Genomic DNA, 23,883 nt, shown 5'->3' with positions numbered 1-23,883 from the left:
TTAGAGTCTTTTATCACGCACGCGCCCATATTGTCTTACTACGTTAATAAACGAAGGGAATTAGCTTCTTGGTACTATGTTGATAGTCTTGATAGTTCGGAAATTTTTCTAGTAGCCACTCCTCTTCTTTGCGGGACTTCAGATCAAAAAAGATGAGTAGAGCAATTGCAACGGCAAGGGTATACCAACTTTGTAAAGTAGCTGCCCAGCCAAAGCCTAAGATAATTACCCCAAAATAGATTGGATGGCGAACCAACTTATAAATCCCTGTCTGGATCAGCTCACCATTGCGCTTTGGTTTTGGCATTGGAGTGAGATTGGGCCCCAAGGCAATGGCGGCCCAAAGCGCAATACCTAAGCCTAGATAAAAAAGGGCTCTTCCAGCTAACCACAAGGGGTAATAAATAGCTTCTGGCTTGCCGAAAAGATCAGCGGGACCAAAAAATAAGGCAATCAATAAAATCGCTTGAATGAATACGTAGATTTCGCCACGATCTTGTTTAGACTTAGTCATTTAGGCCTCAAGCTCTCTTAGGTATTGAAAAATCTCGCGATAGGCCTTTGGGGGCTTATTAGACTCCCGCTCCCTCCTCGCATTTCGGATTAGTGTACGAATATTCTGAATATCCAGAGTGGGATACTGAGTAATGAGTTCTTGCAGTGCCTCATCACTTTGTAATAAGCGCTCACGCAGGCGCTCTAAGCGATGTAACTTTGCAGTTTCGACTCGACCAGGTCCCTCAATCACCTCAAGCTGCTTTTTAATGGCAGTAATATCCTCATCCGATAACGCCCGCATCCGCTTACCAAGATATTGCTTGTGACGCCGGATTCCTTCAAAAGATCGAACGCGGGATGTTTCTGCAATTGCATCGCGCAAGTCTTCATCAATTGGAATCGACTTTAAGGCATCGCTTGCGAGCGCGCTTAAAGCCTCAGCCAATTTTTGGCGATCAGCCATTTGGCGTTTGAGCTCTGATTTACTCGGCGGCAAATCATCGGGAGCGGTTAAAGGATCAATTTTAGGCATGCGCCCATTCTACTGAATGGATTGATCCGATTAAAATAAGGGATTATTGATTGACTTCCTTTGTGCATTGATGGAATACCAAGACTATTACAAAATACTCGGCCTTGAGCGGGATGCAACGCCTGATCAAATTAAACAGGCCTACCGTAAGCTGGCTCGCAAATACCATCCCGACGTCAGCAAAGAGCCTGATGCTGAAAAGCGCTTTAAAGAAATTGGTGAGGCCTATGCCGTTTTGAAGGATCCTGAGAAAAAAGCAGCCTATGATCAGATGGGCAGCAACTGGTCGGGTGGTCAAGGCTTTAATCCTCCGCCCAACTGGGACTCTGGGTATGAGTTTCGGGGCAATGGTTGGGGTGATAGTGCTAATCCCGACCATAGTGAGTTTTTTGAATCCATTTTTGGGCGTCGCGCTCAACAGGCGAATCAGCAAAGTGCACAGTTCAATATTCCGGGTGAAGATCACCACGCTAAGATCGAGATTGATTTAATTGATTCGTATCTGGGTGCACAACGAAGCATTGGACTCAAAATGCCCACACTAGATAATCAAGGCCATCTGCGCATGCAAGAGCGCACCTTAGAGGTCAAAATACCCAAGGGTATTCGAAGCGGTCAACATTTACGCCTCGCCGGTCAGGGAAGTCCAGGCTTTGGAAATGGCAAAGCGGGTGATCTCTATTTAGAGATTGTGATTAAGCCAAACGCCCTCTTTAAAGTCGATGGCAAAGATGTTACGGTTGAGTTAAACCTTACTCCCTGGGAGGCGGCCTTGGGAGCGTCTGTAGACCTACCTACTCCCACAGGCAAAGTTGAGTTGAACGTCCCGGCCAACACCATGGCGGGCAAGAAACTCCGCCTCAAAGGCAAGGGTATTCCGAGTCAAGAGCCAGGCGATCTTTATGCAAGTGTTCGACTGGTTACCCCACCAGCGAGCACTGATTTAGATAAAGAGGCTTATCAAACAATGGCAAAGTCATTTGCTGTATTTAATCCTCGTGCAAACGGATAGGAGTAAATCATATGAATGCAAATCGTTCTGTATTGCTTGAAGGTGTGGTGGTTGAAGAGCAACTGCATTTGACTGTTACTGAAATATGCCAAGCTTGCTCGATCAGCCATACGCATGTTGAAGAGTGGGTCGCCGAGGGGGTTCTTCAACCGCAAGGGTCGAACCAAAATGAATGGCGCTTTACGGGCCACTCCTTGCGCCGCGCCAAGATTGCTAGCCGTTTGGTGCGAGACCTGGAGGTAAATACTCCAGGGGTTGCTTTGGCGCTTGACCTCCTAGAGGAGATCGAAGCGCTACGCAAACAGCTTAATCAATCGTAGTTACTGCAGGGCCTCTTGGGCTGCAAGAATACCGCTACCTTTGAGTTTGATGCCAAAACGGTTCATACCCATTTCGCATCCGCTGATAGCGGCCAGCAACGATAGTTCATTGCAGTCGCCCAAATGCCCGATGCGGAATAGCTGACCTTTTACCTTACCCAAGCCTGTACCAAGGGACAAGTTGTAGCGTTCAAAGATTAATTTACGCAAGGCATCGGCATCCACACCCTCTGGGGTGCGCACACCAGTCAATACTGGCGAGTAAACCGCAGGATCTTTGCACTGCACTTCCAAGCCCCATGCCTCAACCGCAGCACGGCAAGCCTTGGCAAGGCGTTGATGGCGAGCAAATACATTGTCCATGCCTTCGTTCAAAATCATATCAATCGCCTCGTGCAAGCCATAGAGCAAATTAGTTGCGGGCGTTGAAGGCCAATAACCCGTCTTATTGGACTCTAGAATTTCATCCCAAGCCCAATAGGCTTTTGGCAAGGTGGCACGCTTGCTGGCTTCCAGCGCTTTTGGTGAAATCGCATTAAATCCGATACCCGGGGGGAGCATCAAGCCCTTTTGTGAACCGCTCACGGTTACATCAACGCCCCACTCATCATGACGAAAATCAGCAGATGCCAAACCCGAGATCGTATCAACCATTAAAAGCGCAGGATGCTTTGCCGCATCAATGGCTTTACGCACTGCAGCGATATTGGAAGTAACACCCGTTGAGGTCTCGTTATGAACCACACAGACTGCCTTAATTTGATGGCCAGTATCCGCCTTGAGGCGCTCTTCAATTTTGGCCGCATCAACCCCATGACGCCAACCTTCGGCACCGGGTAAGCCAATGAACTCTGTTTTAATGCCCAAACGTTGAGCTAACTTATTCCAAAGGGTTGCAAAATGACCGGTCTCGTACATTAGGACAAGATCACCAGCTGACAGGGTATTTACGAGAGCGCCTTCCCACGCACCAGTTCCCGAACTTGGATAAATGATCACTGGATGCTTGGTCTTGAAGATGGTTTGCATACCAGCCAATAATTGGAGTCCTAACTCACCGAACTCTGGACCGCGATGATCAATAGTTTGATAGCTAATCGCACGCAAGATTCTGGATGGAACTGGACTGGGTCCTGGAATATGTAAAAAATGTCTACCGGATGGATGTTGATCAAGTTTCAGCATAGTTTGTCTGTCGTTATCGTTATCAATGGCAATGGCTTAAAAAAGCGAAGTTCCATTTATACCAGTTTCAGAGCTCACTTGCCTTGACCTGCATGGGATATTCTCTACTCGACCAATTGGATGCAATAGCCTGTCAAGCCAGGCTGACAGTTGCCAAAAGGAATTAGACTCTCATTTATTTCATGATGCTTAATAGGGGCTTTTAATGGCTTATGTGACGGTAATTGGAACTGGCACCATGGCAACTGGGATTGCGGCCGGCTTCTTGGGAGCAGACGTCCCCGTTGTAGTTTTGGGTCGTACTAAAGAAAAGGCGCAACAATGCTTAGAGGGTGCCATCGCCTTATGCTCATCGGACAAACATGATGCTGCAGGTTCATCTCGCGCTGGCGAAATTGATACATGGTGCGACTGGACTGACTGCTGCTGGATTGTGGAAACAATTATTGAGGATTTGCAAACCAAGCAAGCCTTATTTCGTTTTTTAGACCAACGTGTTCCGAAAGAGATACCGATTGGGAGTAATAGCTCCGCCTACCCAATTAGCAAAATTGCACAGGGTTTAAAAACAGCCCATCGTATGATGGGGGCCCATTACTTTATGCCTGCAGAACTAGTCCCTCTGGTCGAAATCGTATTGGGCGAGAAAACCGATCCAAGGATTGCGGATACAGTGTATGCCTTTTATCAATCCATTGATAAAAAGCCCGTTCTGGTCAAACAAGATATTCCAGGATTTTTGGCTAATCGTATTCAGCATGCCTTAATGCGGGAAGCGCTCCACTTAATTGATCGCGGTGTTGCAACGCCGGAGGATGTGGATGATGCGGTCCGTTACAGCTTTGGATTTCGGTATGCTGCAGTTGGACCCATCACTCAGAAAGAATTATCGGGTTGGGATGTCAATTGCAATGCCGCCAAGGAGATCTATCCAGCGCTTTGCAATGACACTGCGATGCCGGAATCGATCCTGAATATGGTTAAGAGTGGCAAAACAGGCACCAAGGCTTTGCATGGCTTTTGGTCGTGGACCCCTGAAAAAGTAAAGGCTCTAAAGGAGATTTACTCCAAGCGCCTCCAGGCTGCCTTTGCCGTCTTAAAAATCGAAAAGTAATTACTTCGCCGTAATCTTATCCATCGCAGCTTCAAGATGCGTGATGGCGCGCTCAATATGAAGTAATTTCTCGAGACCAAATAATCCGATACGGAAGGTCCTAAACTCAGGGCCCTCGCCCACCTGCAATGGCACACCAGCTGCAGTTTGCAGACCCACCTCCATAAACTTCTTACCAGACTGCATATCCGGATCAGTGGTGTAACTCACTACAACACACGGAGCTTGATAACCTATTGCGGCTACGCTTGGGAAACCTTTGGCAACCATTAATGCTCGAACTCTAGTACCCAACTCAATCTGCTGCTGCTTGAGGTAATCAAATCCGTGCGATTGAGTCTCTTTCATGGCGTTACGCAGAATCTTCAGTGCATCGGTTGGCATGGTGGTGTGATACACATGCGCACCCTTCTCGTAGGTCTCCATAATCTGTAACCACTTTTTAAGATCGATTGAGAAGCTATTGCTTTGAGTTTGCTCAATTTTTTGCCGTGCACGCTCGGAGAGACCAATCAATGCACAGCATGGAGAGCTACTCCACCCTTTTTGCGGAGCGCTAATCAAGACGTCCACTTTGCTAGCCCTCATGTCAACCCACATTGCACCAGAAGCGATGCAATCCAAGACAAATAATCCATCAACGGATTCCACCGCATCACCAATCGCTCTCAAATACTCGGGTGGCAAAATAATTCCAGCGGACGTTTCGACATGCGGAGCAAATACGACGTCTGGCTTTTCTTTCTGAATAAAGGCGACAACCTCTTCAATTGGAGGGGGTGCATACGCGCCTTGCGCAGTCTGTTCGACTTGGCGGCCCTTAATGACATGAACATCTTGAGTGAACTGTTCAAGATCAAAAATTTGCGTCCACCGATAACTAAACCAGCCGTTACGAATAATTAAACATTTTTTGCCAGGAGCAAACTGCCGTGCCACTGCCTCCATGCCATAGGTCCCACTTCCAGGTACCACGACGGTGGAATGCGCTTTGTAAACATCCTTGAGAATTGCGGAAATATCAGTAATAACTTTCTTAAATTCCGCTGACATGTGATTCAAAGAACGATCGGTATAGACTACCGAGAATTCCAAAAGACCATCCGGGTCTACATTGGGCAAAAGGCCTGGCATGCAAATTCCTTCGTATTTAGGCTAAATTAATGATTACTTGGTAAACCATTATTCTAATTGTTTTGAACACCCAAGGCCGATATGACCGCCAAGCCTCAGATCCATGAAGAACAGACTCTGAAAGAGACCTTGTATCGGGTTATTTTTGAGTCCGATACCCATGCCGGCCGACTCTTTGACCGGATCTTGATTTTTATCATCCTAGTCTCAATTTTGGTAGTGGTACTCGATAGTGTGCAAAGCATATCAGCCAAGTTTCACTCGATCCTCTTTGCCTTAGAGTGGTTTTTTACTTTCATCTTCACCGTTGAATACCTTGCGCGACTCTACTGTGCTCCCGATCGACGCAAGTATGCGCTGAGCTTTTTTGGAATCATTGATCTCATCGCATTTTTACCGACCTACCTGGCACTCTTCTTCCCGGAGTTACATTCACTGATTGATGTTCGGGTTCTGCGTCTTTTACGCATATTCCGGATCTTCAAGCTCACCAGTTTCTTGGTGGAATACAACCATCTTGCGAATGCTCTAGCAGCTAGTCGGCGCAAAATTATGGTGTTTTTGTCGGTCGTTCTGATGGTTGTGATGGTAATGGGCACACTCATGTACGTAGTTGAGGGTCCAGAACATGGGTTCACAAGTATTCCAATAAGCATTTATTGGGCGATTACGACCATGACGACCGTTGGTTTTGGTGACATCACACCCAAAACCGACCTTGGTAAATTGATTGCATCAACCATGATGCTCATGGGCTGGGGTACCTTAGCAGTTCCCACTGGAATTGTGACAAGTGAAATGGCACTGCGGCGCCATCGGCCTGATTTAGATCCAAGAACCTGCCCAAACTGCTTAGCCGATGATCTCAATGCCACAGATAAATACTGTCGCGCATGCGGTGTTGAACTTCCCGCCAATCACCATAAGTGATTGATGGCTTTATCCCGTATTTCGTAAGCCCGATGCAATCCCATTGATGGATAAGTGGATACCGCGCTTGACCCGCTCATCACTTTGCCCAGCACGATAGCGTCTAACCAACTCAACCTGAATGTGGTGCAAGGGGTCGATGTAAGGAAAGCGATGGCGAATTGACCGGGCTAAGATTGGGTTATTGGCAAGGCGCTGCTTCTCCCCAGTAATTTGCACAAGTGCATCGATGGTCTTATCCCACTCCTCACACATGGCCGCAAAGATCTTTTTGCGTAAGCGGGTATCAGTGACCAGCTCACTGTAAAGAGCGGCTAGATCAAGGTCTGCTTTGGATAAAGCCATATCCATATTCGATAAGAGAGTTCGAAAGAATGGCCACTGACGATACATCCGTTTTAATAGGGCCAAGTTAGCAACGCGCTCTTTTGGTTTGGCGTCATGCAATAACTCGTAAATGGCAGATCCAAAACCAAACCAACCGGGCAATGTTAGACGGCATTGGCCCCAACTAAATCCCCATGGAATAGCTCGAAGATCCTCGATGCGCTGAGTCGCTTTCCGCGATGCAGGTCGTGAACCAATATTGAGCTCGGCGATCTCACGAATCGGCGTGGCTTGGAAAAAGTATTCAGCAAATCCCTCGGTCTCATAGATCAAACGGCGGTAGGCCCGCATACTGGACTCTGAAATCTGGGCAGCAGTTTTTAGGAATAAGGGTGTTGCGGGCTTGGTTGGCTGTAAAAGTGTTGCCTCAAGAGTGGCCGCAATTAATGCCTCTAAATTTTGTCGACCGATTGCTGGGTTGGCGTATTTAGAACCAATCACCTCACCCTGCTCCGTCAAGCGAATTTGACCTCGAACAGTCCCTGGTGGCTGTGCCAGAATGGCTTCATAACTAGGGCCACCACCACGCCCTACTGTTCCACCGCGCCCATGAAATAAGCGTAGCTGAATATTGTGACTATTGGCTAAGCGCTCAAAGAGCTCCACCAGGGCAATCTCGGCGCAATACAGCTCCCAGTTGCTGGTGAAGATCCCGCCATCTTTATTACTATCGGAATAGCCCAACATAATGTCTTGCTCGGCACCCGACCGTTTCACTAAATTGGCAATGCCTGGCAAAGCATAGAAGTCACGCATGATGGGTGCTGCGTTGCGAAGATCTTCAATGGTTTCAAATAAGGGCACGGTAATGAGATCAATACGCGCCTTCGAATCCAAGGTGCCATGCATTAGACCGAGCTCCTTTTGCAGTAGCATCACTTCTAGCAAATCGCTGACGGTCTCGGTATGGCTAATGATGTAGTGGCGTATCGCATCCACACCAAAACGCTCACGTAGGCGTTTAGCAAGGGCAAAAATGGCGAGCTCACTCATCGTGTGCGGGGAATACTCTGCCCCTACCACCTGCAGCGGTCTTGCTTCATTGAGTAAGCGAATTAATAAGGCTTGTTTTGCAGCTTCATCTAAACCTTGGTAGTTGTCCTCAATTCTGGCAACAGCTAGCAGCTCTTGCAATACCGCCTCATGCTGATCCGAGCTCTGGCGCAAGTCCACAGTCGCCAAATGAAATCCAAAGACTTCGACAGCGCGGATGAGAGCCCGTAAACGCTGATTAATGAGCGCCTCTGCAGAATGGGAGCGTAAGGATTCTTCAATCACTTGCAAATCGTCCAAAAATTCTTTTGCGCTTTGATACGGATTTTGGGGTGGTACCGCGTGTCGCGCCGCATCCCCCCCAGTTAAGTCTTTGAGTGTGGCAGCGAGTCGCGAGTAAATCCCGGTTAAGGCTCTCCGATAGGGCTCATCCATGCGATGCTCGTTCTCATCGGGGGAACGATTCGCTAAGTCTTGCATGGCCTTTGGAAAGCCTACCAAGAATGCGGACAGAGAGAGCTCCGTGCCCAGATAATGCACTTCGGTTAGGTAATGCCGTAATATCATCTCGGCCTGCCGTTTTAGGGCATATTCCAAGGTTTGGGCAGTAACATTCGGATTACCGTCCCGATCGCCCCCGGTCCATTGACCCATCCGTAAAAAGGATGCGATGTGCGGCTGCCCCAGCCGGTCTTCCAGTTCAGCATAGAGCTTAGGGATCTCCCGTAAGAAAGTCGCCTCGTAATAACTCAAGGCATTTTCAATTTCGTCAGCAACCTTCAGTTTGGTATAGCGTAATAAACGGGTTTGCCATAGCTGAATCACGCGTGCTTTAATTTGTAATTCATTGTCCGTAAGCTCACGCTCACATAACAGATCCTTTTTGAGCTGATATGCTTTCGCCCGATCTTTGATCTGATCACGAGTTAGCAATAATTGCGCAATATTACGCTCTGCATCCAAAATACTTTTGCGTTGTACCTCAGTTGGGTGCGCGGTCAATACAGGCGATAAATAACTATCGGCAAGGGTCTTAATAATAGTAGCTTTACTGATGCCCGCCCCATGTATTCGTTCTAAGGCTAAATCAATACTACCCGGCTGTTGGCTGGCGATACGTTCTTGGGCGGCTTGACGTCGCAATTGATGACGATCCTCTGCCAAATTTGCCAAGTGACTAAAGTAGGTAAAGGCTCGAATGACCTTGACTGAATCATCAGCACTTAGTCCCTTTAAGAGTTTCTTGAGCTCTTTATTGGCATTTTCATCACCATGGCGATGAAAGCGGACCGATAAGACCCGAATCTGCTCAATCAAATTGAATATTGCAAGGCCCTCTTGTTCACGAATTACATCCCCTAGAATCCGCCCAAGCAGACGAATATCGTCAACCAAGGCCGAGTCGGGGTCTTGCTTTCGGGTAGAGGAGGGTCGGCTGGCCAATGCCTTATACCGCCATCAGCGCTTCTGCTGCATTGAGCATTTGCACGGAGTAGCCCCATTCGTTGTCGTACCACGCCAGGACCTTGACTAACTTGCCATCGCTCGAGACGCGAGTTTGTGAAGCATCATAAATACTGGGTCGTGGATCGTGATTAAAGTCGATGGATACCAAAGGCAAGGTATTAAAGCCCAAAATGCCTTTGAGCTCATGCTCACTAGCCGCCTTCAGTATTTGATGAACTTCATCCACCGAGGTAGGACGCTTGGCAATAAAGGTGAGGTCAACGACCGAGACATTGATGGTAGGTACGCGCATCGCAAAACCATCAAAGCGGCCAGCAAGCTCTGGTAGCACCAAACCAACTGCTTTTGCAGCACCAGTTTTAGTAGGGATCATGCTGCTCACGGCTGAACGCGCTCGACGCTTATCCTTGTGATAGACATCAGTGAGCACTTGATCGTTGGTAAACGCATGAATCGTCGTCATGAGGCCAGATTCAATTCCAATCTTCTCAAGTAAGGGCTTGACCAGTGGCGCCAAGCAATTGGTGGTGCAGCTCGCATTGGAGACCACCACATCAGTGGGTTTTAAGACCTTCTCATTAACGCCATACACAATCGTGGCATCCACATCCTTCTCACCGGGGGCAGAAATCAATACTTTCTTGGCACCCTGCTGAATATGAACCATGGCTTTTTCTTTGGAGGTGAACTTACCAGAGCACTCGAGTACCAAATCAACGCCCTCTTTACCCCATGGGGTTTCGAGGGGATTTCGGGTCGAGTACATCCGAATCCAATCGCCATTGACCACCATGTAATCGCCGTCCACACTAACCGTACCGGGAAAACGACCGTGGGCGGAGTCATATTGGGTGAGATGCGCGTTGATATCAATATCGCCCATCGCATTAATGGCGACGATTTGGATATCGCGTTTTTTATTCTGCAACATCGCCTCTTCGTAGAGAGCGCGCAATACCATCCGGCCAATCCGGCCATATCCATTAATTGCAACTCGGATCGTCATGATTTCCTCTTTATTCCTTTTGCTCAATCATTACTGCACAACGGCTTTTAACTCTCCCTTGGCGTAGCGCGCTGCCATCTTCTCCAAGGGAATCACTTTAATCTTGCTCGCTTGCCCAGCGCATCCAAAGGATTGGAAGCGCGCCTCGCAAATTCCCTTGGCGGCTGCTGTAGCAACCTTGAGAAAAGCGCGAGGATCAAATTCTTCTGGGTGTTCCGAGAAAAACTTCCGGATTGCTCCGGTCATGGCCAAACGAATATCGGTATCGATATTAATTTTGCGCACGCCGTGCTTAATTCCTTCAACGATTTCTTCTACTGGCACACCGTAGGTCTCCTTAATAGTGCCGCCATGTTCACGAATAATTGCTAACCACTCTTGCGGCACACTCGATGATCCATGCATCACTAAATGCGTATTCGGAATCCGCTGATTGATGGCCTTAATGCGGTCGATTGCCAAAATATCACCAGTTGGTGGTCTGGTGAACTTATATGCACCATGACTTGTTCCAATCGCAATGGCTAGGGCATCCACTTGCGTCTTGGCAACAAACTCGGCTGCCTCGTCTGGATCTGTGAGTAGCTGAGAATGATCAAGTACGCCCTCTGCACCGCTACCATCCTCATCGCCGGCTTGTCCGGTTTCTAAGGAACCTAAGCAACCTAACTCGCCTTCCACCGAGACACCAACCGCATGCGCCATATCCACAACCCGACGGGTGACATCCACGTTGTAGGCAAAGTCAGCCGGGGTCTTGGCATCTTCTTTTAGTGAGCCATCCATCATCACACTAGAAAAGCCACTACGAATCGATGCTTGGCAGACTGCCGGTGAGGCGCCGTGATCCTGATGCATGCAAATTGGAATATGAGGGTACTGCTCAACCGCTGCGAGCACTAACATCCGAAGGAATGGCTCACCAGCATATTTACGCGCACCTGCTGAGGCCTGCAAAATGACGGGGCTATCGACCTGATCGGCGGCCTGCATGATGGCATGGATCTGCTCCATGTTGTTGACATTGAATGCTGGCAGTCCGTAATGATGCTCAGCGGCGTGATCTAAAAGCTGTCTTAATGAAATTAATGCCATATTTCCCTCTAGGACAAAACAAGTTCAACAATACGGTCAACGGTAACACCTAGGGCTTGATAAACTGCTGGTGCAGGTGCTGATTCCCCAAACCGGTTGATACCAACGACGGCGCCATCTAAACCGACATACTTCCACCAGAGATCGCCCTGCCCAGCTTCAATCGCAATCCGGCGAACACCCTTGAGCAAGACCGCGTCTTGCCACTCTCGAGACTGACGATCAAAGGCTGATGTGCATGGCATGGATACCACGCGTACCGACTTACCTTTGGTGCGTAAGAGCGCTTGGGCCTGCATCGCTAGACTTACCTCGGAGCCGGTTGCGATCAGAACTGCCTCAGGATTAGGAGAATCTGATAAGACATAAGCACCCTTTAATACCTGGGATTCCGTGATCGCCTGGGTAAGCTGGGGTAAATTTTGGCGAGATAAAAAGAGTGCGCTGGGTCCATCGGTACGCTCAATCGCTGCAGTCCAAGCGACGGCGGTTTCAAATCCGTCGCAAGGGCGCCAGAGATCGAGGTTTGGGATCAATCGCAAGCTAGCCGCATGTTCAATCGGTTGGTGGGTTGGTCCATCCTCACCCAGACCAATCGAGTCGTGCGTGAGCACATAAATGACACGCTGATGCATGAGGGCGCTCATACGTATGGCATTTCGAGCGTAGTCAGAGAACACCGCGAAGGTGCCGCCATAAGGAATGAAGCCTTTATGTAATGCAATACCATTCATGATGGCGCTCATACCAAACTCGCGCACTCCATAGGATAAATAGTTCGCCACTTGATCAGGCTTTTGATGCCAGGTGATGCTGGCTTTTGTAGCAGTTAAGTTGGAACCGGTGAGATCAGCAGAACCACCTAATAGCTCAGGTAGCGCTGGGACCAAAACCTCCAAAACCTGTTGCGATGACTTACGACTCGCTGTCGGTGCCTCAATTGCTTTCATGCTCGTAAAGAGTTGGGACTTAGTATTGGCCCAACCCTCAGGGAAGTGTTCATCAACGCGCCGCAACAACTCTTTGGCAAGCTCAGGGTACTCACGTTGATAGTTAGCAAAGGCTGCATCCCAAGCAGCCTGTTTGGCCTTACCTGCCGCGATCGCGCTCCATGCATCTTTAATCGATGCCGGAATTACAAACGATGCGTGGGTCCAGCCCAATGCTTGGCGAGTCGCTTGGGCTTCTTTCTCGCCCAAGGGTGCGCCATGCACATCATGGGTGCCGGCCATATTCGGGGCTCCCCAACCAATGGTGGTCTTACAAATAATTAAGCTTGGGCGCTTAGACTCATTCTTTGCTGTCTGAATAGCTTGTGAGATTGCATTGCTATCGTGACCATCAATAGGACCAATCACATTCCAACCGTAGGCCTCAAATCGCTTGGCAGTATCGTCTCGAAACCAACCGTCGACATGCCCGTCAATTGAGATGCCGTTGTCGTCATAAAAGCAAATGAGTTTATTTAAGCCCCACACTCCTGCTAAGGAGCAGGCCTCATGACTCACGCCCTCCATTAGGCAACCATCTCCCAAGAAGGTATAGGTGTGGTGATTAATGATGGAGTGGCCAGGACGATTAAAGCGCTTTGCAAGAAGCGATTCGGCTAAGGCCATGCCAACCGCATTCGCAAGCCCCTGACCAAGTGGGCCGGTGGTGGTTTCTACACCGGGAGTAATACCGACTTCGGGGTGACCGGCCGTGATGCTATGCAACTGCCGGAACTTCTGAATATCGTCAATACTGACGGCATAGCCGGTAAGATGCAATAAAGCATAGATCAACATCGATCCGTGGCCATTGGAAAGAACGAAGCGATCCCGATTAATCCATGCTGGGTCGGCAGGATTATGGTGGAGATGATCGCGCCATAAGACCTCGGCAATATCGGCCATGCCCATGGGCGCACCCGGATGACCTGACTTCGATTTTTCAACGGCATCGATGGCCAAAAAGCGAATGGCATTAGCCAGTTCGCGACGATTAAGTGATGTTGTACTCATATCCATTCTTGTTATTGGTGTTACGCACGATCATGTTCGCGGTGGTATTCCTCGATACGCTCTACTTCATTTTTAGATCCCAAAATCACGGGGATTCGTTGATGAATACTCTCCGGTTGAACATCCAAGATACGTTGACGTCCGGTGGAACCTAAGCCGCCGGCCTGCTCCACCACAAATGTCATCGGATTGGCTTCGTACATCAGACGCAAGCGCCCTGGTTTACTTGGATCCTTTGTATCTTTGGGATACATAAAGACTCCACCGCGCATCAAGATTCGGTGAACATCCGCCACCATACTCGCAATCCAACGCATATTAAAGTCACGCCCTCGCACGCTAGTTTTACCTTGCTTACATTCGCTGATATAGCGACTGACAGGCAGTTCCCAGAAGCGCTCATTACTGGCGTTTATGGCAAATTCGCTCGTGTCCTCAGGAACTTGAATATCTGGATGTGTCAGTATGAATTCGCCAGATGCTGCATCAAAAGTAAAGCCATGTGTACCGTGTCCCAAACTAAAGACCAACATGGTTGCGGGTCCATAAATTGCATACCCTGCTGCAATCTGCTGGCGACCCGTTCGCAGGTAATCGCTCACCTTAAGCGTAGCGTTCGGGCTTGAGGTTAGTACTGAGAAGATGGTTCCGACTGAGACGTTGACGTCAATATTGGATGAGCCATCGAGTGGGTCAAATAAACATAGGAAGGATCCACCCTTGGGATTACTCAGTGGCTCATCGTTCTCTTCGGATGCAATTCCTGCGACGAGATTGCCAGATCGAAAGGTCTGAATCAAAATCTCATCGGAGAGAACATCTAGTTTCTTTTGGGTTTCACCCTGAACATTTTGACTTTCCAAACTGCCCAGGATTCCAGCAAGCGCCCCCTGGGAGGTTAATAAAGCAATTTCTTGAACAGCTTTGGCAATTTCTAATACAAGCGAACCAAGATCAGGGTGGAGCGATGGGTGCTGAGCCGATTGCTGGCTTAAATACTCTGAAAGCGTGGTTCTCCCTGCTGGCATGATGGCGGGTCTTTAAACTCATTAATCAAAACTCTATTTTCTCAGATATTGAGACCCAAGCCCCGATTTTTAGCTGAGACCTACTTTATGCCTTTTTGGGCCTTGTACTTTGCAATTTCATCTTTTAGCTCGCGATACTCCTCGCATGGCAAGAAGCAGGCCTTATTGAGTCGAGCAAGCATCTGTTCGGCTCCGGCTAGATCATTTTTCATTAAAAATAACTCCCCGTAATACTCCAAGGCGCCACGATGTTTTGGATCAATTTTGAGGGCGGCCTGATAATAGCGCTCAGCCGCAGTTAAGTCAGGCGGAGTCTTTTTGCGTTGTGCATAACCGAGTAAGTTATTCCAATCTGCTGAGTTGGGCTGATTGGCTGCCAGCAGTATTTTGATAGCAGCATCGTATTTACTCGCCTTAATCTCTTTTTGGGCATCCGCTTGCCAAGAAGGGGCTGACTCACTTGGTCCAGTATCGGCAGCGAACGCTCCCAATGCAAACATGATCGAGAAAATTGAGAAGGCACTAATCGCAAACCGTTTGATCGACATGATGAACTCTCCGATTGAAGGTTCATTATGATCCAACCCTATCAAAATTGCTGAGTGGAACTTCTCCCGCTAAGATGGTACCTATGAAGAAGCTTCGCAACTACCTCTTTTTGATCCCTTACCTCATTGCAGTGGGTATCGGCCTGAAATTTGGCTACGATTTCGGCATGCAAATTAGTGGGCCGATCATGGCAGTGATTACCGCCCTTCTAGGAGCGGTATTTTGCTCGATCATCGTGGAATCGTTTTTGGGTAAAAAACGCAAAGGCGATTCCTAAGCAGCACTTACTTACGACGATTCATATTCCGAATGGTGACCATGGCGCCAATGGCAACGATCAAAATTGCAATAACGTAACCTGCTTCCATCGCTTTCTCCTTGATTAAGAACTACGACTCATACCGCCTGAACTCGTTTGCAAGGGTTGCGACATTACCCGTTGCTTCATTAATGGGGCCATCGCAACGATCGTTGCTATTAAGAGCGCGATCTCAATGGCATAAACAGCAATATATCCCGTGCTTGGATTGGCTAGATCAGCTCCGAAGAAACTGTTCATTGCAAAGTAATTGACAAGATCACGAATCACACCACCCAGAGCCATTGCAATCCCCGCTCCCGTGGCTTGCACGGCACCCCAGGCACCCAAAGCCAATCCGCGCTGCTCCGGCGGCGCTAGATTCATGGTGGCTGTCAATGTGCCGTGAACAAATAAGCCGCCTCCAAATCCGATCAAAAAGACCCCAAAGCTAAATAATGATGCGGAGGCTAAAGGTGCCGCAAGAATAACCGCCACAAAAGCGGGTAAACCAAGCAGTGCGCCCATACTCGCCATCCGAAATGGATCTGCTCCACGACTGAGCACGCGCGATGCAATTCCAAATCCGATTAAGCCCCCCATTGCCAAGGTTGCGGTCAAGAAGGTCGTTGAACTAACACTGAGTTTTAGAATCTCGCCACCATAGGGCTCTAACAGAACGTCCTCCATGGTGAATGCCATCGTTCCCAAACCAACTGCGGTTAAGCGACGAATCGCATGATCACCTCTACAAAAGAGTTCCCAGGATTGCTTAAACGTTGGCTGATCGGGATTCTTAAAGCGTCGGTTTCGATCGCGGGTCTCCTGCTTCCACAGGGCAATCACATTCAAAATCATGGTGGTGATTGCGCAGCCTTGAATCACCTGAATCAAGCGACCCGGTGAAAAATCCTCTAAGACTGCTGCAAATACAAATGCGCTCACAATCATTCCAAGGAGCAACATCACATACATGAGCCCAACCACTTTGGGCTGGGATTCTTGTGGCGCTAAGTCGGTCGCGAGTGCCAATCCAACGGTCTGAGTAATGTGAATGCCAGCGCCGACCAGCAAAAACGCCAATGCCGCAGAGGCCTGACCAATCCAAGCTGGAGCATTGGCCGACTGACCACCGCCAGATAGAACCAGCAAGGCAAATGGCATGATGGCAAGTCCGCCAAACTGAACTAAAGTTCCCATCCAAATGTATGGGACGCGTCGCCAACCAAGCTCAGAGCGATGGGTGTCGGAGCGAAAACCAATCAATGCTCGAAATGGTGCAAACACGAGCGGCAAAGAAACCATCATCGCGACCAAGGAAGCTGGCACCCCAAGCTCGACGATCATCACGCGATTAAGCGTGCCAATCAATAAGACCAAGGCCATGCCAACTGAAACTTGAAATAAGGAGAGTCGCAGAAGTCGCGAGAGGGGCAAATCGGGGGTTGCGGCGTCTGCAAATGGCAGAAACTTAGGCCCAAGACTGGCCCAGGATTGCACTAATTTCTCGCTCAAGCGTTTCATGTATAGCTATCTCACCATCAGGATCAACCGGCGTCAAGACTCACTATCAAAATGCAAAAAGTCCGAGGCCCGCCGACCTCGGACTAGTGAAAAATTAAAGTACTTTACTTCTTCACTGCAGGTGCTGCAGGTGCTGCTGCTGCCGATGCCGAAGTGCTAGCTACTTTATCAGCATTACCATTCAAAAATGCTTTAACCCACGTTGTATTGTTGAGGATCATTGTATGAACAGCAAATGAACCAACTGCGCAGGCACCCAAGAATAATGGGATCCCGACGGATGGTTTTACGACACACCACATTTTTCCGTAAATCATTTTTTTCTCCTTATTTCAGCCAAGGCGAATAAATGTACGCAAGCAAATGGGCAAGAGCTGCGATCATGCCAAAGAACTGCGTGCCTTGAATCAGATTACGGTGTAACTCTTCAGATTCAGCCTCCGTTAAGCCGGTGGGCCATACCTTATTTGGGTCTGACATAGTTTTCTCCCTTTGAAAGACACCCTACTGCTCGTGCTCTACCCGCACGCGGGTTTTATGACACCCTCTGCCACAAAATTGTAATAACCTACTTTTATTAAGTGTAATTCTAAGTTTACATATATCTTTGTCAATAAAAATATACATATTTAGGTGTCAAAATACCTTTATTTAGGAATAACCATAAAATTATTCCATTAAAATCAATTAGTTGCAAAAAAGACAAAAAGCCCCAATTTGGGGCTTTTTTGTTGGACAGAAGTGAAATTTAAATGTATTCGGCCACTTCAACCAGGTTTCCATCAGGATCCCTGAAATAGACCGAACGAATCGGCCCCAAAGCACCCCGACGCTGTACCGGACCGGTATCAATAGTTACACCAACCTTTTGAAGGTGAACAATGAAGTCATCGAGTGGCACCTTAGAGATCAAGCAAAAATCACCTGCCCCAATGGTTGGTACTTTTGCTTTGGTCGGGGTCTCGGTATTTTTATCTTGCAGATTGATCTTGTATTGCCCAAATAACAAGGCATACCGTGGCTGTCCTTCGGGTCCCTTAAAAAATTCTCGCTCAAAACCGAGTGCCTTTTCATAAAACTGAGTGGTTTTCTCAATATCAGTCACCGTCAATACAAGGTGATCAACGCGATCAATTAGTAAGTCCATCACAATTCCTTATGCAATAAATTGAATTTGTATTCTAGTCAACCAGTGCATTTGCACAAACAAAAGCAGATGACCAAGCCCACTGAAAATTATGTCCTCCAAGATGACCCGTGACATCCACGCACTCGCCAATAAAGTAAAGATTCTGATGCTGTTTAGCCATCATAGTTTTACCATCCAATGCTTTGGTATCAACCCCGCCCAACATGACCTCCGCTTTTTTCCACCCCAGGGTACTGGCAGGCTTCATTTGTGCACTAGTTAAATGGGTTCGCAAAGTTTCTCGATCTTTCTTGGATACCTCCGCCCATTTGCGCTTGGTGAGCTTGAGTTGCTCGGCAAATAATTGCGCAACGCGTTGCGGCAATACCTCTGCAAGGGCGGCATCGACCGTTTTCTGGTGAGCCTCAGAAAAGATCGCATCAAAGTCAGCTTTTCCTAGCCAATTGATATGGATCACTTCACCCTCTTGCCAATAGCTACTGGCTTGCAAAATAGCAGGTCCCGAGAGCCCTTTGTGGGTTATCAAAAGATCTTCATCAAAACGATAGCTTCCATAACCGTGGTTACGCTGTCCTGCCTGGACGCTTGCTTCAAGGCTGATCCCAGCCAAGCTGGTGAATACCGAAAACTCGCCAGAGGTGAATGCGAGCGGTACTAATGCAGGGCGTACCAACGTGGTTGGGATTTCAAACTGATTGGCAATCCGCAACCCAAAATCACTCGCGCCAATCGCTGGTACCGGTAAACCTCCGGTTGCAATGATTAGATGAGTAGCTTTCTTGATTCCATCTGTTGTTTCCAAAGTCCAGTTCGATTGCGATTTGATGATTTGGGTAACGGATACTGGGTGTTGAATCGTGACGCCACCCTTGTGACACTCAGTCAGCAGCATCTGAATAATGTCTTTTGCAGAGTCGTCACAAAATAATTGGCCACGATGTTTCTCATGAAACGGAATGCGGTAATCACGTACGAGATTAATGAAGTCCTTTGATGAATACCGGGCCAGGGGGCTTTTTACAAAGTGCGGATTGAGGGATAAAAAATGCTCGGGCGCTGAGTTCAGATTTGTGAAATTACATCGCCCACCCCCGCTAATGCGGATCTTCTCCCCCAATACTGGAGCATGATCGAGTACTAAAACCTTTTTTCCAAGTTGACCTGCAATTCCAGCGCAAAAGAGTCCGGCAGCTCCGCCACCGATAATGATGGCATCCCAAATCAAATGGAACTCTCGCGACCCAGAATTTGGTGATCGCCCCGATTAAGTGCGTTGCGCACATAATCAATACTACTTCTTAGGGTATAAAAATCACTTGAGGCGCGCTTAGGCACTTTCAGCGCGAGGGCGCGTCTTTCCATACCGGCTAACGTTTCCAAATACTCCGGCAACCTCTTGGGATCGTAGCTTACTAAGAGATCATTCTCAAAAAACTTTAGCTCCCCATAAATACGATTGAGTTTTGCTTGTACACGCCTTAAGCGATAGCTGGGCAATGAAAGAACGATGGGGTAGGCAATCGCAAAGAATGGTAGTAATGTAAAAAACATGCGATGGATAAACTCAGCGACCCAAAATGGTAAGAAATCCATTAAGACCGGCAAACCTCGCTGATGAAACTGTTGAGCAATGGGACTTTCTGGAAACTCCGAGTTCATAAATGCAGGGAACTCACCGCGCTTGGAAAAAAAAGATTCCTTGCCGTTGATTTCTTGCGCTGCCATGAGAAACAGAAACTGAATCGCTGGGTGCATCCGATCGTCAATCAGTAAATTAGTGACGGTAGAAAGCATTTTGGTGTCATTGGGTGGGAAATTGCGCGCAATATTAAAACTACCCATAGGCACCTCTAGCTCCTCAAGATAATGGATGTTTTTGGTATATGCTGCAGCTCTATTAAAGTTCAATAAATTAACCGTTGGATCGTTTAGCAGAGTCTGAACATTCTTAGCGCGTAAGCCATCAACCATCAAGACAATATCAACCTCACCGTTTTTTAATGCGGTTACGGCTTCATCATTTTTGATTGGTAATAGCTTGGGCAAGCGATCGAGTTCACTAACTCGCAAAATATTCATGGCTTGCACATGGGTGCCGCTGCCCTCGGGCCCGATCGCGACACGTGCCTTGGCAAATTTATCAAGGTCCAATAAGCCATTTTTTACAAATGACCCTTTATAGAAAACCCAAATCGGCTCATAGTCGATACTACCGAGAGACTCAACACCGGGAACTTGTTTAGCATGCAAGGAACCACCCTGAACAAAAGCAGCCTGGACGGGATCTTTGCGGTCAGCAAGACGATTAATGTTTTCTTGGGAGCCCTCAGTGCGAACCAGCTCAATGGTCACGCCCTTTTTTGCAAAGAACTCGACATACTTTGCAGCTAATTGTTCATATGATCCCCCTTGAATTCCGGAGGCCATCATGATGGTACGTGGGGGAGGCGGATTCCAGTAGGCAATGAGGCCAATGAAGATAGCGGCCAAAAGTACAAGCAAAGGCCAAGTTTCTTTAACGAAACTGACGGCATCTCGATACTGATCTTGAGCGGTTTCAAGAAGCGCAACAACAGTATCTTTGAAGTCTTCCTTGAAACTGCCCATGATTAATGCGCTACTTTTTCTTTGCGGTATTCATCCCTAAGAGCGGATACGCAGGACAGAAACGAAAGATGCCGGTTGCTAATGGCACAACCCCGATCCAGCCCCATGCTCCAATCACTCCACTTAAAGATAAAAGAATTAATAAACTTCCTGCCGTAATGCGCAGAACCCGATCTGTATGGCCGACGTTACATTGCATCATAAACCTCCTTTGAAATCAATTGGTTATTTACAGTAATTTTGGTAGAGCAAGTTCATCACCGACATTGCTACAGGATTAGCGCCGGAGTAATAAATCTGCTTACCCTCGCGACGGGTTTTCACCAGCTTTTTCTTACGCAATACCGTTAGTTGCTGTGAGAGGGTTGGCTGATGAATGCCCAAAGAATCCTCCAACTCGCCAACGCATTTTTCCCCTTGGTTAATTTCACACAACAACATCATTCGGTCTCGATTTCCCAAAACCTTCATTAAGTCAACCGCTTTATCCGCCGATTGACGCATTTTCTTTAAATTGATATTCATAGGCACTGAGCTACCAATTAGAGAACATTGAACGGAATTTTGAGATAGGTATTACCATTTGCCTCGGCAGGCGGCGGATGACCAGCACGAATATTGACTTGAATTGAGGGCAGGATCAAAACCGGCATCTCCAAGGTCTTGTCACGCTGATTACGCATCTCTACAAACTGGGCTTCGGTCACCCCCTGATGCACATGGATATTTTTTCGTTTCTCCTCACCTACCGTAGTTTCATAGGCGATCGGGCGATCGGTGGGTGGATAGTCGTGGCACATAAATAAACGCGTGTCATCTGGGTAGGACAAAATCTTTTGCATCGACTGGTAAAGTTTATTGGCGTTACCACCCGGGAAATCACAGCGCGCCGTCCCAACATCGGGCATGAAGATCGTATCGCCAACAAAAATAGCATCGCCAATCACATAAGCCATGCATGCCGGTGTATGTCCGGGAACAAATAAGGGGTGGATGATTAAGTTACCCGCATGCAAATCCTCACCCTCTTCGATCAAGTAATCAAATTGGGAGCCATTGGTTGGAAACTCACTCTCAAGATTGAATATTCTTTTAAATACTTTTTGCACATCCTGAATATGCGAACCAATCGCAATCTTGCCACCAAGATGCTTTTGAATATACGGTGCAGCACTCAGGTGATCCGCATGAGCATGGGTCTCCAAAATCCAATCGACTGTGAGCCCCTGCTCTTTGACAAAGGCAATCACCTCATCCGCTGACTTTGTCTTAGTACGGCCAGATTTTGGGTCATAGTTGAGGACTGTATCAATCACCACGCATGGTGTATGCGGTTTCTCATAAACGACATAGGTAAAGGTCCATGTTCCTTGATCAAAAAAGGCTTTGACGATTGGCTTTTGCATGCTTTACTCCTTTATTCAAGGTGAATTACAATATATATAAATATATAATATATTATGATTTAATTAATAGCAAGTCGTTGATACTATCTTGATAGATTTAATCGGTTTTTTACAACCTCACCTTATTCCTGCGGGGCTTGGCATATTCGTTGGCCTCATCATGGCGTTAACGGGTGCCGGCGGCGGCATCTTATCGGTTCCTTTGCTGGTCTTTGCGCTCCATTTACCCATGGTGGAAGCGAGCCCCATTGGGCTGCTTGCAGTCGCCGTATCTTCTACGCTAGGTGCCATCATGGCTTTACGAACTGGGTTATTACGTTACCGCGCTGCCATGCTGTTGGCCTTTGCAGGCTTGCTACCATCACCCGCAGGACTTTGGTTGGCTCACCAAATTCCCAATCAACCCTTAATGCTGATCTTCTCTTTGGTTCTCTTCTACGTCGCTGTCCGAATTTTTATAGAGGCCTACCAACAATCAAAGGGAATATACAGAGAACCCAAAGCGGTACCCTGCTCTCTCGATTTATCGATTGGTCGCTTAATTTGGACCGTCCCTTGCGCACGCGCCCTGATTGGCTCTGGTGCCCTGGCTGGATTTTTATCGGGACTTTTGGGTGTTGGGGGTGGATTTGTGATTGTTCCGGCACTCAAAAGTATTAGTGATTTACCGATGCAATCAATTGTTGCCACCTCCTTGGGCGTTCTGTCTTTAATTTCACTGGGAGGTGTTGTGGGCTCGGGGTTGGCTGGAACCATGAACTGGTTGATCGCAATTCCATTCGCAATTGGCGCCATTCTTGGAATGATGGCGGGTCGCCTAATTGCCCCAAGCATCAGTGGTCAATCGACTCAGCTCATTTTTGCTGGATTCTCAGGACTCGTTGCAATTGGTTTGGCACTCAAAGCACTCTAGGTCAAACAAAAGCCACCCTTTAATAACTCTGCTGGCAAGGTCATGCCACGATAAAACCCATACACAGCAGTTGCTATCAATAAGAATGCTGCAAAGTATCGAACCCAGACCCTTTGTCCAAATTGCATCAAGGCACCACTGACCTTCGTAAACACCAATAGGCTGGGTAAGGTACCCAATCCCATTGCCAGCATTAGTAATGCGCCTACGATTGGATCGCCCGACAAAAATGCAAGGGCCAGGACCCCATACACCAAACTACACGGCACCAAGCCCCACAGCATCCCCGTCATCCAGCGCGCCAGACCTGTGCGAGATTTTGCGAAGTGTTTTGCCCACCATTGCGATAAGGACTGTGTAATCTCTTGCCCAAAAAGATGGGTGATTTTTTTACCACTTGGATAAATCAATCGATAAGCTTGGTAGAAGAGAATCGCCGCAGTAATCCCAAATAATCCACGCTGAATTGGAATGACTTCCTGCCTCCAAAAAGCAATTCCCAGCCAGGCAGCCCCCGCCCCCAAAGTCATGTAACTGGCAATCCTCGCCAAATGAAGCACTATTAGATCCCAAACGACCGTTGACCGATTGGGGTAAACCTTAATTTTTGCCGCCGATTGATCAATCGAGGCTGCAATTCCCCCACACATCAGGGCACAATGCCAACTACTGGCCATTGTGGCTAGGAGAATTCCGATAAATAATGTGCTACTGAGCATGAGGTGTGAAATA

The 23,883-nt window shown here is 47.9% G+C and carries 26 protein-coding genes; 6 read left to right on the top strand and 20 right to left on the bottom strand.

From position 1 onward, the window contains the following. Nucleotides 1-43: 43 nt before the first annotated feature. Both QUE60_RS03335 and yjgA read right to left on the bottom strand, forming a co-directional pair. Entirely contained in the window at nt 44-514 is a 471-nt protein-coding gene (locus QUE60_RS03335; RefSeq protein WP_286227260.1) for a methyltransferase family protein, read from the bottom strand. Beyond that, nucleotides 515-1,030, bottom strand: a complete 516-nt coding sequence (gene yjgA / locus QUE60_RS03330; protein WP_286227259.1) for a ribosome biogenesis factor YjgA — start codon at nt 1,028-1,030, stop codon at nt 515-517. It abuts the gene before it with no gap. Nucleotides 1,031-1,100: 70 nt separating this feature from the next. Between yjgA and QUE60_RS03325 the strand changes: the two genes are divergently transcribed. Further along, on the top strand, nt 1,101-2,042 hold the full coding sequence (locus QUE60_RS03325; protein WP_286227478.1) for a DnaJ C-terminal domain-containing protein: 942 nt from the start codon (nt 1,101-1,103) through the stop codon (nt 2,040-2,042). 11 nt (nt 2,043-2,053) lie between these two features. Further along, on the top strand, nt 2,054-2,362 hold the full coding sequence (locus QUE60_RS03320; RefSeq protein ID WP_286227257.1) for a chaperone modulator CbpM: 309 nt from the start codon (nt 2,054-2,056) through the stop codon (nt 2,360-2,362). Here QUE60_RS03320 and QUE60_RS03315 read toward each other — a convergent pair whose 3' ends face one another. Further along, nucleotides 2,363-3,547, bottom strand: a complete 1,185-nt coding sequence (locus tag QUE60_RS03315) for a pyridoxal-phosphate-dependent aminotransferase family protein (protein ID WP_286227256.1) — start codon at nt 3,545-3,547, stop codon at nt 2,363-2,365. Between the two features lie 205 nt (nt 3,548-3,752). On the opposite strand from QUE60_RS03315, the gene QUE60_RS03310 reads away from it, so the two are divergent. Beyond that, nucleotides 3,753-4,661 (top strand): 3-hydroxyacyl-CoA dehydrogenase family protein, encoded by a 909-nt coding sequence (locus tag QUE60_RS03310; protein ID WP_286227255.1) that lies wholly within the window; start codon nt 3,753-3,755, stop codon nt 4,659-4,661. Here the strand turns inward: QUE60_RS03310 and QUE60_RS03305 are convergent, their stop codons facing one another. Then, nucleotides 4,662-5,795 (bottom strand): alanine--glyoxylate aminotransferase family protein, encoded by a 1,134-nt coding sequence (locus QUE60_RS03305; protein ID WP_286227254.1) that lies wholly within the window; start codon nt 5,793-5,795, stop codon nt 4,662-4,664. Between the two features lie 81 nt (nt 5,796-5,876). Here QUE60_RS03305 and QUE60_RS03300 point away from each other — a divergent pair, with 81 nt between their 5' ends. Continuing rightward, nucleotides 5,877-6,725: an ion transporter gene (locus QUE60_RS03300; RefSeq protein ID WP_286227253.1), complete on the top strand. Its 849-nt coding sequence runs from the start codon at nt 5,877-5,879 to the stop codon at nt 6,723-6,725. 9 nt (nt 6,726-6,734) lie between these two features. On the opposite strand, the gene ppc is transcribed toward QUE60_RS03300, so the two are convergent. The 6 genes from ppc to QUE60_RS03270 form a co-directional block, all read right to left on the bottom strand. Next, nucleotides 6,735-9,548, bottom strand: coding sequence for a phosphoenolpyruvate carboxylase (ppc, locus tag QUE60_RS03295; protein WP_286227252.1), 2,814 nt, complete (start codon nt 9,546-9,548; stop codon nt 6,735-6,737). Between the two features lie 4 nt (nt 9,549-9,552). After that, nucleotides 9,553-10,578, bottom strand: coding sequence for a type I glyceraldehyde-3-phosphate dehydrogenase (gene gap / locus QUE60_RS03290; protein WP_286227251.1), 1,026 nt, complete (start codon nt 10,576-10,578; stop codon nt 9,553-9,555). Nucleotides 10,579-10,608: 30 nt separating this feature from the next. Continuing rightward, nucleotides 10,609-11,673 (bottom strand): class II fructose-bisphosphate aldolase, encoded by a 1,065-nt coding sequence (fba, locus tag QUE60_RS03285; protein WP_286227250.1) that lies wholly within the window; start codon nt 11,671-11,673, stop codon nt 10,609-10,611. 8 nt (nt 11,674-11,681) lie between these two features. Then, nucleotides 11,682-13,676, bottom strand: a complete 1,995-nt coding sequence (tkt, locus tag QUE60_RS03280; RefSeq protein WP_286227249.1) for a transketolase — start codon at nt 13,674-13,676, stop codon at nt 11,682-11,684. 20 nt (nt 13,677-13,696) lie between these two features. After that, nucleotides 13,697-14,704: a class 1 fructose-bisphosphatase gene (locus tag QUE60_RS03275; RefSeq protein WP_286227248.1), complete on the bottom strand. Its 1,008-nt coding sequence runs from the start codon at nt 14,702-14,704 to the stop codon at nt 13,697-13,699. Nucleotides 14,705-14,784: 80 nt separating this feature from the next. Beyond that, nucleotides 14,785-15,252: a tetratricopeptide repeat protein gene (locus QUE60_RS03270; protein ID WP_286227247.1), complete on the bottom strand. Its 468-nt coding sequence runs from the start codon at nt 15,250-15,252 to the stop codon at nt 14,785-14,787. 83 nt (nt 15,253-15,335) lie between these two features. Between QUE60_RS03270 and QUE60_RS03265 the strand changes: the two genes are divergently transcribed. After that, complete coding sequence (locus QUE60_RS03265) at nt 15,336-15,530, top strand: hypothetical protein (RefSeq protein ID WP_286227246.1); 195 nt, start codon at nt 15,336-15,338, stop codon at nt 15,528-15,530. Nucleotides 15,531-15,635: 105 nt separating this feature from the next. Here QUE60_RS03265 and QUE60_RS03260 read toward each other — a convergent pair whose 3' ends face one another. The 9 genes from QUE60_RS03260 to QUE60_RS03220 all read right to left on the bottom strand — a co-directional run bounded on the left by QUE60_RS03260 (nt 15,636) and on the right by QUE60_RS03220 (nt 22,238). Further along, on the bottom strand, nt 15,636-17,075 hold the full coding sequence (locus QUE60_RS03260; RefSeq protein WP_286227245.1) for a PucC family protein: 1,440 nt from the start codon (nt 17,073-17,075) through the stop codon (nt 15,636-15,638). Between the two features lie 104 nt (nt 17,076-17,179). Beyond that, on the bottom strand, nt 17,180-17,392 hold the full coding sequence (locus tag QUE60_RS03255; protein ID WP_286227244.1) for a light-harvesting protein: 213 nt from the start codon (nt 17,390-17,392) through the stop codon (nt 17,180-17,182). A gap of 10 nt (nt 17,393-17,402) precedes the next feature. Further along, nucleotides 17,403-17,555, bottom strand: a complete 153-nt coding sequence (gene pufB, locus QUE60_RS03250; protein WP_108508170.1) for a light-harvesting antenna LH1, beta subunit — start codon at nt 17,553-17,555, stop codon at nt 17,403-17,405. A gap of 268 nt (nt 17,556-17,823) precedes the next feature. Further along, nucleotides 17,824-18,222 carry a VOC family protein gene (locus tag QUE60_RS03245; RefSeq protein WP_286227243.1) on the bottom strand — a complete coding sequence of 133 codons (399 nt, stop codon included), beginning with the start codon at nt 18,220-18,222 and terminating at the stop codon, nt 17,824-17,826. A gap of 34 nt (nt 18,223-18,256) precedes the next feature. Next, nucleotides 18,257-19,450, bottom strand: a complete 1,194-nt coding sequence (locus QUE60_RS03240) for a BaiN/RdsA family NAD(P)/FAD-dependent oxidoreductase (RefSeq protein WP_286227242.1) — start codon at nt 19,448-19,450, stop codon at nt 18,257-18,259. Beyond that, nucleotides 19,447-20,832, bottom strand: a complete 1,386-nt coding sequence (locus tag QUE60_RS03235; protein WP_286227241.1) for a TAXI family TRAP transporter solute-binding subunit — start codon at nt 20,830-20,832, stop codon at nt 19,447-19,449. The genes QUE60_RS03240 and QUE60_RS03235 overlap by 4 nt, the downstream gene beginning before the upstream one ends. 10 nt (nt 20,833-20,842) lie before the next feature. Further along, entirely contained in the window at nt 20,843-21,031 is a 189-nt protein-coding gene (locus QUE60_RS03230; RefSeq protein WP_108509323.1) for a YgaP family membrane protein, read from the bottom strand. Nucleotides 21,032-21,057: 26 nt separating this feature from the next. Further along, nucleotides 21,058-21,357 carry an ArsR/SmtB family transcription factor gene (locus tag QUE60_RS03225; protein WP_286227240.1) on the bottom strand — a complete coding sequence of 100 codons (300 nt, stop codon included), beginning with the start codon at nt 21,355-21,357 and terminating at the stop codon, nt 21,058-21,060. Nucleotides 21,358-21,374: 17 nt separating this feature from the next. Next, nucleotides 21,375-22,238 (bottom strand): MBL fold metallo-hydrolase, encoded by an 864-nt coding sequence (locus tag QUE60_RS03220; protein WP_286227239.1) that lies wholly within the window; start codon nt 22,236-22,238, stop codon nt 21,375-21,377. 88 nt (nt 22,239-22,326) lie between these two features. Here QUE60_RS03220 and QUE60_RS03215 point away from each other — a divergent pair, with 88 nt between their 5' ends. After that, complete coding sequence (locus tag QUE60_RS03215; protein WP_286227238.1) at nt 22,327-23,151, top strand: sulfite exporter TauE/SafE family protein; 825 nt, start codon at nt 22,327-22,329, stop codon at nt 23,149-23,151. Here QUE60_RS03215 and QUE60_RS03210 read toward each other — a convergent pair. Beyond that, a complete protein-coding gene (locus QUE60_RS03210) occupies nt 23,148-23,870 on the bottom strand; it encodes a sulfite exporter TauE/SafE family protein (RefSeq protein WP_286227237.1) in 723 nt (240 codons plus the stop codon). The genes QUE60_RS03215 and QUE60_RS03210 overlap by 4 nt on opposite strands. Nucleotides 23,871-23,883: the final 13 nt, after the last annotated feature.

Source organism: Polynucleobacter sp. HIN11, from assembly GCF_030297675.1.
Lineage (GTDB): Bacteria > Pseudomonadota > Gammaproteobacteria > Burkholderiales > Burkholderiaceae > Polynucleobacter.
This window is presented reverse-complemented; position numbering and strand designations above follow the sequence as displayed.

Excerpts from the sequence above, each read along its gene's own strand:
- QUE60_RS03270 (WP_286227247.1), bottom strand. The coding sequence starts at position 15,252 with ATGTCGATCAAACGGTTTGCGATTAGTGCCTTCTCAATTTTCTCGATC.
- QUE60_RS03230 (WP_108509323.1), bottom strand. The coding sequence starts at position 21,031 with ATGCAATGTAACGTCGGCCATACAGATCGGGTTCTGCGCATTACGGCA.
- tkt (WP_286227249.1), bottom strand. The coding sequence starts at position 13,676 with ATGAGTACAACATCACTTAATCGTCGCGAACTGGCTAATGCCATTCGC.
- QUE60_RS03300 (WP_286227253.1), top strand. The coding sequence starts at position 5,877 with ATGACCGCCAAGCCTCAGATCCATGAAGAACAGACTCTGAAAGAGACC.
- fba (WP_286227250.1), bottom strand. The coding sequence starts at position 11,673 with ATGGCATTAATTTCATTAAGACAGCTTTTAGATCACGCCGCTGAGCAT.
- QUE60_RS03245 (WP_286227243.1), bottom strand. The coding sequence starts at position 18,222 with ATGGACTTACTAATTGATCGCGTTGATCACCTTGTATTGACGGTGACT.
- QUE60_RS03325 (WP_286227478.1), top strand. The coding sequence starts at position 1,101 with ATGGAATACCAAGACTATTACAAAATACTCGGCCTTGAGCGGGATGCA.
- QUE60_RS03265 (WP_286227246.1), top strand. The coding sequence starts at position 15,336 with ATGAAGAAGCTTCGCAACTACCTCTTTTTGATCCCTTACCTCATTGCA.
- QUE60_RS03320 (WP_286227257.1), top strand. The coding sequence starts at position 2,054 with ATGAATGCAAATCGTTCTGTATTGCTTGAAGGTGTGGTGGTTGAAGAG.
- QUE60_RS03275 (WP_286227248.1), bottom strand. The coding sequence starts at position 14,704 with ATGCCAGCAGGGAGAACCACGCTTTCAGAGTATTTAAGCCAGCAATCG.
- yjgA (WP_286227259.1), bottom strand. The coding sequence starts at position 1,030 with ATGCCTAAAATTGATCCTTTAACCGCTCCCGATGATTTGCCGCCGAGT.
- QUE60_RS03220 (WP_286227239.1), bottom strand. The coding sequence starts at position 22,238 with ATGCAAAAGCCAATCGTCAAAGCCTTTTTTGATCAAGGAACATGGACC.
- QUE60_RS03235 (WP_286227241.1), bottom strand. The coding sequence starts at position 20,832 with ATGGGCAGTTTCAAGGAAGACTTCAAAGATACTGTTGTTGCGCTTCTT.
- QUE60_RS03255 (WP_286227244.1), bottom strand. The coding sequence starts at position 17,392 with ATGATTTACGGAAAAATGTGGTGTGTCGTAAAACCATCCGTCGGGATC.
- QUE60_RS03315 (WP_286227256.1), bottom strand. The coding sequence starts at position 3,547 with ATGCTGAAACTTGATCAACATCCATCCGGTAGACATTTTTTACATATT.
- QUE60_RS03260 (WP_286227245.1), bottom strand. The coding sequence starts at position 17,075 with ATGAAACGCTTGAGCGAGAAATTAGTGCAATCCTGGGCCAGTCTTGGG.
- pufB (WP_108508170.1), bottom strand. The coding sequence starts at position 17,555 with ATGTCAGACCCAAATAAGGTATGGCCCACCGGCTTAACGGAGGCTGAA.
- QUE60_RS03225 (WP_286227240.1), bottom strand. The coding sequence starts at position 21,357 with ATGAATATCAATTTAAAGAAAATGCGTCAATCGGCGGATAAAGCGGTT.
- QUE60_RS03335 (WP_286227260.1), bottom strand. The coding sequence starts at position 514 with ATGACTAAGTCTAAACAAGATCGTGGCGAAATCTACGTATTCATTCAA.
- gap (WP_286227251.1), bottom strand. The coding sequence starts at position 10,578 with ATGACGATCCGAGTTGCAATTAATGGATATGGCCGGATTGGCCGGATG.
- QUE60_RS03310 (WP_286227255.1), top strand. The coding sequence starts at position 3,753 with ATGGCTTATGTGACGGTAATTGGAACTGGCACCATGGCAACTGGGATT.
- QUE60_RS03210 (WP_286227237.1), bottom strand. The coding sequence starts at position 23,870 with ATGCTCAGTAGCACATTATTTATCGGAATTCTCCTAGCCACAATGGCC.
- QUE60_RS03305 (WP_286227254.1), bottom strand. The coding sequence starts at position 5,795 with ATGCCAGGCCTTTTGCCCAATGTAGACCCGGATGGTCTTTTGGAATTC.